The sequence below is a fragment of the Pseudofrankia asymbiotica genome (assembly GCF_001983105.1).
Taxonomy (GTDB): Bacteria; Actinomycetota; Actinomycetes; order Frankiales; family Frankiaceae; genus Pseudofrankia; species Pseudofrankia asymbiotica.
Map to the genome: position 1 here is coordinate 1 of NZ_MOMC01000139.1, position 10,934 is coordinate 10,934.

At 70.6% G+C, this 10,934-nt stretch carries 11 protein-coding genes; 3 read left to right on the top strand and 8 right to left on the bottom strand.

Annotated elements, in window-relative coordinates; all coding sequences use genetic code 11:
• Positions 1 to 189: 189 nt before the first annotated feature.
• The 4 genes from BL253_RS38355 to BL253_RS38370 all read right to left on the bottom strand — a co-directional run bounded on the left by BL253_RS38355 (position 190) and on the right by BL253_RS38370 (position 4,014).
• Positions 190 to 627 (bottom strand): cobalamin B12-binding domain-containing protein, encoded by a 438-nt coding sequence (locus BL253_RS38355; protein WP_241835528.1) that lies wholly within the window; start codon positions 625 to 627, stop codon positions 190 to 192.
• A gap of 156 nt (positions 628 to 783) precedes the next feature.
• Positions 784 to 2,340, bottom strand: coding sequence for an acyl-CoA mutase large subunit family protein (locus BL253_RS38360; protein ID WP_081439107.1), 1,557 nt, complete (start codon positions 2,338 to 2,340; stop codon positions 784 to 786).
• 127 nt (positions 2,341 to 2,467) lie between these two features.
• A complete protein-coding gene (locus BL253_RS38365) occupies positions 2,468 to 3,625 on the bottom strand; it encodes a thiolase family protein (RefSeq protein ID WP_076822996.1) in 1,158 nt (385 codons plus the stop codon).
• Positions 3,622 to 4,014, bottom strand: a complete 393-nt coding sequence (locus BL253_RS38370) for a Zn-ribbon domain-containing OB-fold protein (protein WP_076822997.1) — start codon at positions 4,012 to 4,014, stop codon at positions 3,622 to 3,624. The genes BL253_RS38365 and BL253_RS38370 overlap by 4 nt, the downstream gene beginning before the upstream one ends.
• 250 nt (positions 4,015 to 4,264) lie before the next feature.
• Between BL253_RS38370 and BL253_RS38375 the strand changes: the two genes are divergently transcribed.
• Positions 4,265 to 5,485, top strand: a complete 1,221-nt coding sequence (locus BL253_RS38375) for an amidohydrolase family protein (protein ID WP_076822998.1) — start codon at positions 4,265 to 4,267, stop codon at positions 5,483 to 5,485.
• A gap of 117 nt (positions 5,486 to 5,602) precedes the next feature.
• On the opposite strand, the gene BL253_RS38380 is transcribed toward BL253_RS38375, so the two are convergent.
• Positions 5,603 to 6,631, bottom strand: a complete 1,029-nt coding sequence (locus BL253_RS38380) for an alcohol dehydrogenase catalytic domain-containing protein (RefSeq protein ID WP_076822999.1) — start codon at positions 6,629 to 6,631, stop codon at positions 5,603 to 5,605.
• Positions 6,632 to 6,843: 212 nt separating this feature from the next.
• Between BL253_RS38380 and BL253_RS38385 the strand changes: the two genes are divergently transcribed.
• Positions 6,844 to 7,287 carry a hypothetical protein gene (locus BL253_RS38385; RefSeq protein ID WP_076823000.1) on the top strand — a complete coding sequence of 148 codons (444 nt, stop codon included), beginning with the start codon at positions 6,844 to 6,846 and terminating at the stop codon, positions 7,285 to 7,287.
• A gap of 229 nt (positions 7,288 to 7,516) precedes the next feature.
• On the opposite strand, the gene BL253_RS38390 is transcribed toward BL253_RS38385, so the two are convergent.
• The 3 genes from BL253_RS38390 to BL253_RS38395 all read right to left on the bottom strand — a co-directional run bounded on the left by BL253_RS38390 (position 7,517) and on the right by BL253_RS38395 (position 10,309).
• Positions 7,517 to 8,710: an ABC transporter substrate-binding protein gene (locus tag BL253_RS38390; protein WP_158230518.1), complete on the bottom strand. Its 1,194-nt coding sequence runs from the start codon at positions 8,708 to 8,710 to the stop codon at positions 7,517 to 7,519.
• Between the two features lie 419 nt (positions 8,711 to 9,129).
• Positions 9,130 to 9,252, bottom strand: a complete 123-nt coding sequence (locus BL253_RS45050; protein WP_274535314.1) for a hypothetical protein — start codon at positions 9,250 to 9,252, stop codon at positions 9,130 to 9,132.
• A 268-nt stretch (positions 9,253 to 9,520) separates the two neighbouring features.
• Positions 9,521 to 10,309: an IclR family transcriptional regulator gene (locus tag BL253_RS38395; RefSeq protein WP_076823002.1), complete on the bottom strand. Its 789-nt coding sequence runs from the start codon at positions 10,307 to 10,309 to the stop codon at positions 9,521 to 9,523.
• A gap of 177 nt (positions 10,310 to 10,486) precedes the next feature.
• On the opposite strand from BL253_RS38395, the gene BL253_RS38400 reads away from it, so the two are divergent.
• Positions 10,487 to 10,934, top strand: a 448-nt coding sequence (locus tag BL253_RS38400; RefSeq protein ID WP_076823003.1) for a DoxX family protein, incomplete at its 3' end; no start/stop codon positions are given.

The window sequence follows — 10,934 nt, forward strand, 5'->3', positions numbered from 1 at the left end:
ACGTCCGCCGCGTGCGGGACGATCTCCTTCTCGACGAGGTCACGCACCGCCTCGCGCAGCGCGACATGCTCGTCCGGCAGCCGGTACAGATCGAAGTTCGGGTCCACGTTCAGATCCGGTCCTGTTCGGTGGGCGCGGGCGGCGTCGCCGCTCGGGGCGGGCGGGGGAGGGGGTGCGCGGGCCGTGTGTTCAGCTGGCGTCGGCCGTGGCCGTGGCCGCGGGGGCGGGCGTGGCCGCGGGGGAGGCCGCGGCCACGAAGTCGCGGACCCATCGGACGATGCTGGTGAGGGACGCGCCCGGCGTGAAGATCTCCGCCACGCCCAGCTCCTTGAGCGCGGGGATGTCCGCGTCGGGGATGATGCCGCCGCCGAACACCGGGATGTCGTCGACGCCCTGCTCGCGCAACAGCTCGACGACACGGGGGAACAGGGTCATGTGCGCGCCCGAGAGCACGGACAGCCCGATGGCGTCGGCGTCCTCCTGGATGGCGGTCGCGACGACCTGCTCCGGGGTCTGGTGCAGGCCGGTGTAGATGACCTCCATGCCCGCGTCCCGCAGCGCGTTCGCGACGACCTTGGCGCCTCGGTCGTGCCCGTCCAGGCCCGGCTTGGCCACCACGATTCTCACCCGGCCGCTCGTCATCCGCGTCAACCCTTCTTCTGGATTCAGCCACGCCGGTCTGCTGTGCCCCGCCGCCGGCTCCGCGTCGGAGCCTCTCCGTCACCCCGTCGGACGAGGGGTGGTTCCGCCCGTCTCCATGCACTCCACGCCGTGTGCTCGCGCTCAGCCTGCCCGCGAGGGCCGATAGACCCCGTGGACCTCGCGCAGCACCGAGTAGATCTCGCCGACCGTCGCGTACACCCGGACGGCGTCGATCATCGGTTCGACCACCGAGGCACCCTCCAGCGCTGATGTGCGCAGCGCCGCCAAGGCGGAGTCCACGGCCGCGCCGTCGCGCCGGGCGCGCACGTCCGCGAGCCGGCCGCGCTGGTCGCGCTCCGCCGAGGGATCGACGCTGAACGCCGGGACCGAGACGGTGTCGTCGTCGGCGTAGCAGTTGAGGCCGACGATCCGTCGCTCGCCGGACTCGACGGCCTGCTGGTCCTTGTACGCCTGGTCGGCGAGCAGATCGCTGAAGTAGCCGTTGTCGATGCACCGCAGGGCGCCGCCCCGCCTGTCGATCTGCGCCAGGTCGGTGTGCACCCGGCCGATCAGCTCGTCGGTCAGGGCCTCGAGCGCGTGGGCGCCGCCGAGCGGGTCGGCCACCCCGCGCAGGGACGTCTCCTCCAGGATCACCTGCTGGGTGCGCAGCGCCAGCGTCACCGCCTCCAGCGTCGGGGTGCCGAGCGCCTCGTCGAAGCTCGACGTGTTGAGGGTCTGGACCCCGCCCAGCACGGCGGCGAGCGCCTCGAGYGTCACCCGGACGACGTTGGTGTAGGGCGCCTGCGCGGTCAGGCTGGAACCCGCGGTGTAGGCGAAGATCCGCAGCGCCCGCGACTGGACCGCGGCCTGGTAGCGCCGCTCCAGCAGGTCCGACCACAGCGCGCGGGCGGCGCGGAACTTGGCGATCTCCTCCAGCAGGTCCATGCCCGCCGAGAGGAACATGAACAGCTTCCCCGCGAACGCGTCGATGTCGACGCCGCGGCGGACCAGCTCGTCGAGGTAGGCGATCGAGTTCGCGAGCGTGATCGACAGCTCCTGGACGGCCGTCGCGCCCGACTCGCGGATGTGGTAGCCGCTCAGCGTCAGGGGCGTCCACGCCGGCAGGTACTTCGCGGCGTACTCGACCGAGTCGGCGGTCAGTCGAAGGCCCACCTCGGGGGGGAAGATCTGCGTACCGCGGGCGATGTACTCCTTGAGTACGTCGTTCTGGATGAGGATCGCGATGCTGTTGGGATCGCCGCCCTGCTTCTCGGCGAGCGCGACGATGAACGCCAGCCACAGCGGCCCGATCGAGTTGGCCGTGGTGCGGATCTGGCGCACCGCGTCGAACGGGATGCCCTTGAAAAGGGCCTCGATGTCGGCGAGGGAGTCGATGGCGACCCCGACCCGCCCGACCTCGCCGAGCGCGCGTGGGTCGTCGGAGTCCAGCCCCAGCTGGGTGGGCAGGTCCAGCGCGACCGAGAAGCCGGTCTGGCCGGCGTCGAGCAGCTGGCGGAAGCGCCGGTTGGTCTCCTCGGCAGACCCGAAGCCGCCGTACTGGCCCATCACCCATGGGCGCTCGGCGTACATCCGTGGCTCGATGCCGCGCCGGAACGGGGCCGTGCCGGGGCGCTCGCCGTCGCCCTCGGCCGGGTAGCAGTCCGCGAGCGGGATGCCTGACCGCGTGGTTCCTGCCATGTGTCCGTCCGTTCGTGAGCGGCCGCGCCGGGGAGGCCCGGCCGGGAGGCCCCGCGACTGCTGTCTCCCAGCCACACGGCCTGTCGAAGATTGTATCCTGGATCCGAGATGATGTAAGGGGGAGTGGTCAGCCGCCCAGCAGGTGGACGGCGCTGCTCGCGACGTCTCCGTCGAAGAAGCCGCCCGCGCAGTGCGTCAGGCCGACCCGCGCCCCCTCCACCTGCCTGGAGCCGGCCTCGCCCCGCAGCTGGGTCACGATCTCGTGCACCTGGGCGATGCCGGTCGCGCCGAGCGGGTGGCCCTTGGACATGAGGCCGCCGCTGGTGGACACCGGGATCTGGCCGCCGATGGCGGTGCGGCCCTCGTCGACGAACCGTGCCCCCTCGCCGACCGGGCACAGCCCCAGGTCCTCGTAGTGGATGATCTCGGTGACGGTGAAGGCGTCGTGGACCTCGGCGACGTCGACGTCGGACGGCCCGATCCCGGCCTGCTCGTACGCGGCGGCGGCCGTCCGCCTGTCCACCTCGAAGTGGCCGTCGCGGACGGGGGAGCCGAACCCGGACAGCAGGCTCGTCGCCCGCACGCGGACCAGGCGGGAGCGGCCGATCCGGGCCGCGACCGCGTCGGACACCAGGACGGCCGCCGCGGCGCCGTCGCCGGTCGGGCAGCAGGACAGCAGGGTCAGCGGGTCGGCGATCATCCGCGACCCCAGCACCTGCTCGACCGTCACCGGTTCCCGGTACTGGGCATACGGGTTGTGCTTGGCGTGGTCGCGGTTCTTCACGGCCACCCGGGCCAGCGACTCGGGGGTGGCGCCGGTCCGGCTCATGTAGGTCTTCGCGACCAGGGCGAAGAACGCGGGCGGGGTGAACCCGAACTCGCCCTCGAACTCCATGCCGTCGGAGGTGAGCGGCCTGCCCTTCTCGGCCCGGGCCGAGAGCTTCTCGACGCCGAGCGCGAGCGCGACATCGACCAGGCCGGACTTCACCGCGATGACGGCCTCGCGGAACGCGCTCGAGCCCGACGCACAGAAGTTGCCGACCCCGGTCACCGGGATGCCCCGGATCCCCACCTGGCCGAGCACGAGCTGGCCGACCCCGTTCTCCCGGCCGTGCAGCTGGCCGGTCCGGGCGTGTCCCGCGTAGGCCGCGTGCACCTGGCCTGGCTCGACGGCGGCGTCGTCGAGCGCGGCGAGCACCGCCGTGGCGCCGAGGTCGGCGATGCTCGTGTCGGCGAACTTCCCGAACGGCGTCATGCCGACGCCGGCCACCCAGACGTCGGTCATGCCGCGGCCCGGTCTTCCCGAGCGGTCCGGAACACGAAGCCCGCGGCGCCGCCGCGCACCGGGCCGGGAACGGCCTCCACGGGCGTGCCCGCCGCCAGCTGGGCGGGCTCGGCCGGGTCGGCCGACAGCAGGGCGAACAGCGAGGGCCCGTCGTCCAGCGTCACCACCGCCACCGTGACCGGCTCGCCGAAGCCGGCCGGCGGGGTCGACACCCGGGCGGAGCTGACCACGCGCCCGCGCGCCGGGAGGCCGGCGGGCAGGTGGTCGCGGCCGCCGCAGGCCGGGCAGACCCGGATGGTGGGGAAGGCGGCGGTGCCGCAGGACGCGCACCGCGTCCCGAGCAGCCTCACCCGCCCGTCGTCCACCTGGAAGAACGGACGCAGGTCCATCTGACCTCCTCCTCCTGCCGGCGGGCGCTCGCCGGGTCATGGTCCGGGATGACTGAATCCAGGATGTAGATTACGTCGCTCGGTGGTGGGCTGTGACGGGCGCGGGGAACTCGTCGGGAGTGGTTGCTCGCGGGCGATCGTCCCTGGCTGTCGGCCGGATGCGATCTCCAGCATTCGTAGACAGGATCCAGGATTCAACAAATACTCAGCTCGTGCCAGCGTGTCGGCGAGGAGTGGTGAGGAGTACGGGATGGACGCGATCCCCAGGCTGATCTCGGTGGACGACCACGTGATCGAGCCGGGCAACGTCTGGCAGGATCGGCTGCCCGCCCGCTACCGGGACCGCGGGCCGCGCCTCGTCCGGGTGTTCGGCCGGATCGAGCCGGCGGGCGCCGGTTACCGGGTCGTCGAGGACGCGGACGCCCCCGGCGCGCGGTGGGCCGACGAGTGGCGCTACGACGACCTGCGCTATGTGATCCCGGCGGGCATGGCCCAGGTCCACGCCCTGCGGGACACGCACTACCACGAGCCGGTCACCCATGACGACATGGCGCCGGGCTGCTACGACCAGGCGGCTCGGCTCGCGGACATGGACCTCAACCACACCGAGGCGTCGCTCTGCTTCCCCACCTTCCCGCGCTTCTGCGGGCAGACCTTCCTGGAGCGGGAGGACAAGGAGCTCGCGCTGCTCTGCGTCCAGGCCTACAACGACTGGATGATCGACGAGTGGTGCGGGGGCGCCGGACGTGGCCGGCTCATCCCGTTGACGCTGATCCCGCTGTGGGACCCCGAACTCGCCGCCGCCGAGGTCCGGCGGTGCGCGGCCAAGGGCTCGCGCGCCATCCTGTTCTCCGAGTGCCCGCCCTTCCTCGGCCTGCCCAGCATCCACTCGGGCGCCTGGGACCCGGTGTGGCGGGCCTGCGAGGAGACCGAGAGCGTGGTCAACATGCACATCGGCTCGTCGTCGACCTGGCCCAACACGGGCAAGGACTCCCCGGCGCTGGTGCCGAAGTCCCTGAGCTTCCAGAACGCGCAGACGGCGTTCACCGACTGGCTGGCCTCCGGCCTGCTGGAGCGGTTCACGACGCTGCGGATCGCGCTGTCCGAGGGTCAGGTCGGGTGGATCCCGTTCCTGGCGGGCCGGCTCGACAACGAGTGGGAGCTCGCCGACCTGTTCGAGGACAACATCCGGGAACGTCTCCCGCGGCCGCCCAGCAGCTACATCCCGGGCCGGGTGTTCGGGTGCGTCTTCGACGACCTCGCCGGGCTGCGGGCGCGCGACCAGATCGGCATGAGCCAGATCATGATCGAGACGGACTACCCGCACGGGGACACGAGCTTCCCGAACAGCCTCCAGATGGTCGAGAAGCTCGCCGCGGGCGCGGGCCTGAGCGACCGGGAGGTCTACCAGCTGGTACGCGGGAACGCCATCGCCTGCTACGGCCTCGGCAGGTTCGGCATCACGGCATAGCATCCCCGGACGGCTGGCATCAGGGCGCGCCTATCGAGCCTCGATGCCGGCCGGCGGCTCCGTCGCGGGCTCCGGACCGCGCCGACGGGTCCGTCCGCGAGGGACGGGCCGAGCCCGTCAGGAGATCGTGATCACGGCGCGGCCGAGGACGGTGCCCGCCTCCAGCGCGGCCAGCGCCTCGCCCACCTTCTCCAGCGGGTACCGCACCGTCTCGGCGCGCAGCCCTCCCGCTCGGGCCAGGTCCAGTACGCGGCCCAGATCCTCGCGGCTGCCCGTCGAGACGCGCCGCAGCGTCACCTCGGGGCTCACCCGGGTCACCGGCGACGCCTCGAACGGCATGGAGCCGCCGCCGAGGCCGGCGACGACGATGGCGCTGCCGCGGTTGGTCACGCCCGCGGCGAGGGCCATGGTCGCGTCGGCGCCGACGAAGTCCAGGACGGCGTCCACGTCACGGCCGCCGACGAGGTCGACGACCCGGGCGGTCGTGTCGTCGCCCGCGAGGACGGTGTCGGTGGCGCCCAGGCGCCGGGCCAGGTCCAGCTTCGCCGGGTCGACGTCCACCGCGATGAGCCGCGCGCCGCTCCTGGCCGCGGCGAGGATCTGGACCGCGAGATGGCCAAGCCCACCGATCCCGACGACGAGGCCGACGTGCCACGATCTCGGCAGCGGGAGGGCCGACGAGACCGCGTGGTACGCGGTCAGGCCCGCGTCGGTCAGCGGTGCCGCGAGAACCGGGTCGATGCCGCCGGCGCCGACCAGGTTGGCGGCCGGGACCGCCACGAAGTCCGCGAGCCCACCGTCCAGGTGTGTGCCGATGCCCCGGTAGCCGTTGCGGCACAGGTTGTCCTCACCGCGTGCGCAGGCCGCGCAGCGGCCGCAGCCGACCAGCATGTAGACCGCCGCGCTCGCGCCCGGCCGCCAGCCGGTGACGTCCGGGGCGGTCCTCTCGACGACGCCGACCACCTCGTGACCCAGGGTCACCGGCAGGGTCTGGCGCAGAGCAGGGGGCGCCTGCCGGATGAACACGTCACTGTGGCAGAGGCCGACCGCCCGCACGCGCAGCAGCACTTCTCCCGAGCCGAGCGGGGGTAACGGGCAGTCGACGAGTTCGGAACGTCCAGGGGAGGTGACGCGGTAGGCGCGCATCGAAGCTCCTGAGGCGATGATGGTGCAGGTCGGAACCGGCTGGCCGGCGGGGGAGCGAGGGGCTTCCAGTGCTCGTGCCCCCGCCTCACCACCCTMGTTCTTTCGTGGATACGTGTATCCTGGATCCTATCCTTCCATCGTCGCTAACTGGGCAGCGCGGCGGCAGCCGCACTGGACCGCGACGACCACCGGCACCGAGAGCGAGCGGCGACATGACGGACGAGAGCCCCCGGCCTGGCGTGCAGATCCTCAACTGGGCGGACGCCGAATTCCTMGAACTTCCCTTCGGGCTGGAGCAGGCACTGTTCCGCCTGGGCGAGGAGGCCGACGGTGACCGGCCGGTCCTCGTGGTGACGCGCTTCGCGCCCAGCGCCGTCATCCYGCTGCACCACCACCCCTCACCGTTCTGCGACGCGGTGGTCGAGGGCTCGATGCGGGTCGAGGACGTCGTCCACCCGCGCGGGACGATCCGGATCCTCGCGGCGGGAGTGCAGTACGGGCCGTCGGCCGCCGGTCCCGACGGCTGCACGCTGCTGGAGTTCTACGCCCGCGACTCGGGCCGGCCCGGGATCTTCCCGCCCGAGGTGCAGACCGAGGAGTTCTTGCGGGAACGGGCCGCATACCACGAGCGCGTCCGGACGGCCGTCAACGACTGACCGCACTCTTCGCCGGTCGCCGGTCCGCGCCGGCACCCGGTCGCGGGGGACTCGTGGCGATCGCGGGCGGTGGTCGCCACGACCTTGGTCCGCCGACCGCGCCTTGCCTGACCGACGCTGAAGACTGGGCCGCCCTGCCGACCTCGGCTCGGAAGGGCAGGCCAGTCCGTCCCGCCTGTCTCACCATGGCAAAGTCATGACCTGAGGCGGCGTGGCAAGCCGCGGATTTCTACTCGGAGATATGCTCACCGCACCATTGAAGTTTTGTTTTGCTGTCGCTCGGCACCGGGTCGAAGGCAGTTCCGGCGGAGTTGACCCGCACGAAGAAAGAGCAGTCGTCAACGGTCCGGGGTATGGAGCCAAGTTTCACGGGCGAAGGCAGCAGGCCGTCGGCGTCGTAGGAGGATTTTTTCAGGCTGTCGATGAAACCCTCACGGGTCGGGCAGGTGCCCGCGAGCTCGAGCCCACGCAGGAAGAGATCGGCGGCTATGTAACCGTTCATGGCGAAGGTCTGGTCCGGTCTCCTCAGCTCGGGAGCGAACCGGGTCATGGCGTCGTCGAACCTCCTGATTCCCTGCGTCTGCGTTTCAAACGGCGTGAAGGACATGTAGACGCTCATGCCGGCGACCCCCGCGCCGTATTTTTGTAGCAGTGCCCCGTCATAGCCAACCGGGGAGAACGCGACCTTGAGCGCCGTGTGTGACGACCGAAGAGCCGCGACGACCGACGCGAACGCCTCACCGCTGGTCGCGCCGACCAGTACGTCGGCGTCAGCCGCGGCGAACTCAGCCGCCACTCTGGCGGGCGAGGTCGTGGCGTCGAAGAACTCCATGCTGCCTACCACCGGAATCCCCTGCGACTTCAGACTGGCCGTCAGCTTGGTGGCGATCCCCTTGGCGGCCGCCACCGGAGTACTGATCACGAAAGCTTTTGTGCCACCCATGTGCTGGGCGTAGAGCCCGAATGCGGTGGTAGCCCCCTGGCCGTCGTTGTATGAGCCGGAGAACATGTTCTCGTGGTCTTTCCAGACGGGCTCGAGGGCGCTTCCTGTCACCGGGACACCCTTGTCCGTGAGGTAGTCCGCCGAGCCTGCGGACACGGCCGACTGCTCGATGATTCCGAAGTCTCCTGCCCGTTCGACAAGATCCTTCGCGGCGATGAGATTCCCATTCGTGGTTGACGTATCATCTCGCCAGTCGAGTTTCACCTGCCGGCCGTGAATGCCTCCTGCCTCGTTTGCGGCGCTGATGCGGGCCTGCACGCCCGAGCGAGCCGCGGAGACCGTCACAGCCTGCTCTCCTGTGTCTGGATAGATTAAGCCGACCTTTATCTCGTCCTGACTGACGCCGGGCGAGGAACAGCCCGTGGGGCGCGCCGAGCCGTTGCCGACTGAGCATCCGCCGGCGGCGAGCGTCAGAGCCACGGCCAGTGTGGYCACCCTCGCCTGAGCTGTTTCCTTGATGGGCGTTTTCGTCGGCTTTTGTCCGTTATGCATCGCACGTCCATGTGTGAGAGGTCCCGGCGGGCCATGGTCGGGGTCTTGGAATTGCGGCTCGACGCCTCGATGGCGCGACGGAAATCGCGAGGTGATGGCAGCGGAACTCGCGAGGTCCGAGCGGACCTCGCGAGAATGYTGGATCCGGGATACTAGCCTACTCGCAGATGGATCTTCAAGGCCGTCGTCGATGCGAAGAAACTGATCGAGCGGCGGGGTGAGGATCTCGCAGAGGGTAACCTAATGGTAGGCGCGCCGGAGTCAGGCGAGTCTGGCGGCGGGAGGGGCTGTTTGGTGGCACGTCCGATCCGGCCCGGCGCGGGTCCGCGTCGAGGCGCCGTGCCGTTTCACAGCCACTGATTGACCTGAATGATGTTGCTTTCAGGGTCGTAGAGCAGTGCGGTGCGGATGGACGCCTCGCCCTCGACATATCCCTGGGAAGCGCCGTCGTTCTCCTTCGGCCCCACCATCACGTCGRCCCCGGCGGCCCTTGCTCGCTGGACCACGTCGGCGACATCGTTGACGCGGAAGGTGACGTGGTCGAAGCCGATCTGTTGAAGTCTCGCCGCCCCCCGGTCTGGGTGCGGTTGAGATGCTGACCCAGCACCACGAAGCCCGCGCCGGGTCGGTCCTCCCATCGCAGGTAGACCTCGCGGCGGTGGAACTCGGTACGCCCGCCCTCCGGATTCGGCGCCGAGAAGCGCTGCTCCCGGTCGACCGACGGAGYGAGTCCGACGGTTAGTTGGCGGCCTCCCGAACCAGGACTGGTCTGTCCGGGCGCCCTACGGCCTCGAACAGGGCGGTCACCAGTTCCTGGCGCCGCCGCAGGATGCGCTCGGCCGGCCCGGAGAACCCGATCGCTCCGGCGGGGCGGCCGTCGGCGCCATAGACAGGAACGGCCACCCCACCGACATCCGGCACGTATTCGCCGCGGTTGACCGCGTAGCCGGCCGCCGAGGCCTCCCGCAGCTCGGCCCACAGCACCGCCGGCTCACAGATCGTCAGCGGCGTGAACGGGACCAGCGGGCCTGAGAGGACCCGCTCGACCTCCACCTCGCCGGCGAGCGCGAGCAGCACCTTCCCGGGGGCGACCGAGTACGCCGGTGCCCGCTGACCCACCGCGGTGAAGCTGGTCAGCGTCTGCCAGCCGTCCGCGCGGTCGACGTGCACCACCTCTCCGGCCTCGTAGACCGCCATGTCCGCGGTCTCGCCGTAGCGGGAGGCAAGATCGACCAGCACCCCGCGCACCCGGCCTCGGGCGGCGTCGACCGTCACCAGCGAGCGCACCCCGACCGACCAGGCGCGCATCGTCAGCCGGTACCGGTCCGTCCCGGCCACCCGTTGGATCCAGCCGAGCTCGCAGAGGGTCACCACCACGCGGTAGGCCGCCTGCCGGTGGCAGCCGACGGCGGCCGCGAGGTCCCGCACTGTCAGATCCCGGCCGGACAGGGCCTCCAGGACCTCGAGCCCGCGGGCGAGAGTGGACAGKCTTCCGGACGCCGACGCCCCAGCCGGGCCGCCGGTCACCGAATCTTTACACTATTCGTTACAGCATCACGCATACCGAATGATTGTCTGGCAGGCGTGCTGTCGTCAACTCCGGGATCCGGGATACTGGATCTGAGACGCCGGTGAGGGTTGGCGTGATCATGACGATGGCTGGCGGGTCGCCGCCGGGATCCAATCCCATGGAAGGGAATATTCGTGACCGCAGCGGACACCGCGGACCTCGTGCTACGGGTCGTCGTTGGGCTGACGATCGTCGCGCACGGCTATAACCACATCTTCGGGCCGGGAGGCATCCAGGGCACMGCGGGTTGGTTCGCGAGCATGGGGCTGCGACCCGGCATCGTGCACGCCTGGGCGAGCGGCCTGATCGAGCTGGCCGCGGGCGCGGGTCTGGCTGTCGGGTTGTTCACGCCGTTCAGCGCGGGCGCGATCATCGGCATCATGGTCGTCGCCGGGATGACGGCGCACCGCAGGAACGGTTTCTTCATCTTCAAGCCGGGCCAGGGCTACGAGTACGTCCTGATGATCGCGGTGGTCTGCCTGGCCATCGCGACGTTCGGCCCGGGGTACGCCTCGCTGGATCACGCGTTCACGATCGATGACAACCTCGACGGCTGGCTTGGCGGCCTGATCGCCCTCGTGC

Bases quoted from the DNA above. Each gene is read 5' to 3' on its own strand.
- BL253_RS38370 (WP_076822997.1), bottom strand. From the start codon at position 4,014: ATGGACCTGCGTCCGTTCTTCCAGGTGGACGACGGGCGGGTGAGGCTG.
- BL253_RS45050 (WP_274535314.1), bottom strand. From the start codon at position 9,252: ATGGTGGGGCCGAAGGAGAACGACGGCGCTTCCCAGGGATATGTCGAG.
- BL253_RS38380 (WP_076822999.1), bottom strand. From the start codon at position 6,631: ATGCGCGCCTACCGCGTCACCTCCCCTGGACGTTCCGAACTCGTCGAC.
- BL253_RS38365 (WP_076822996.1), bottom strand. From the start codon at position 3,625: ATGACCGACGTCTGGGTGGCCGGCGTCGGCATGACGCCGTTCGGGAAG.
- BL253_RS38375 (WP_076822998.1), top strand. From the start codon at position 4,265: ATGGACGCGATCCCCAGGCTGATCTCGGTGGACGACCACGTGATCGAG.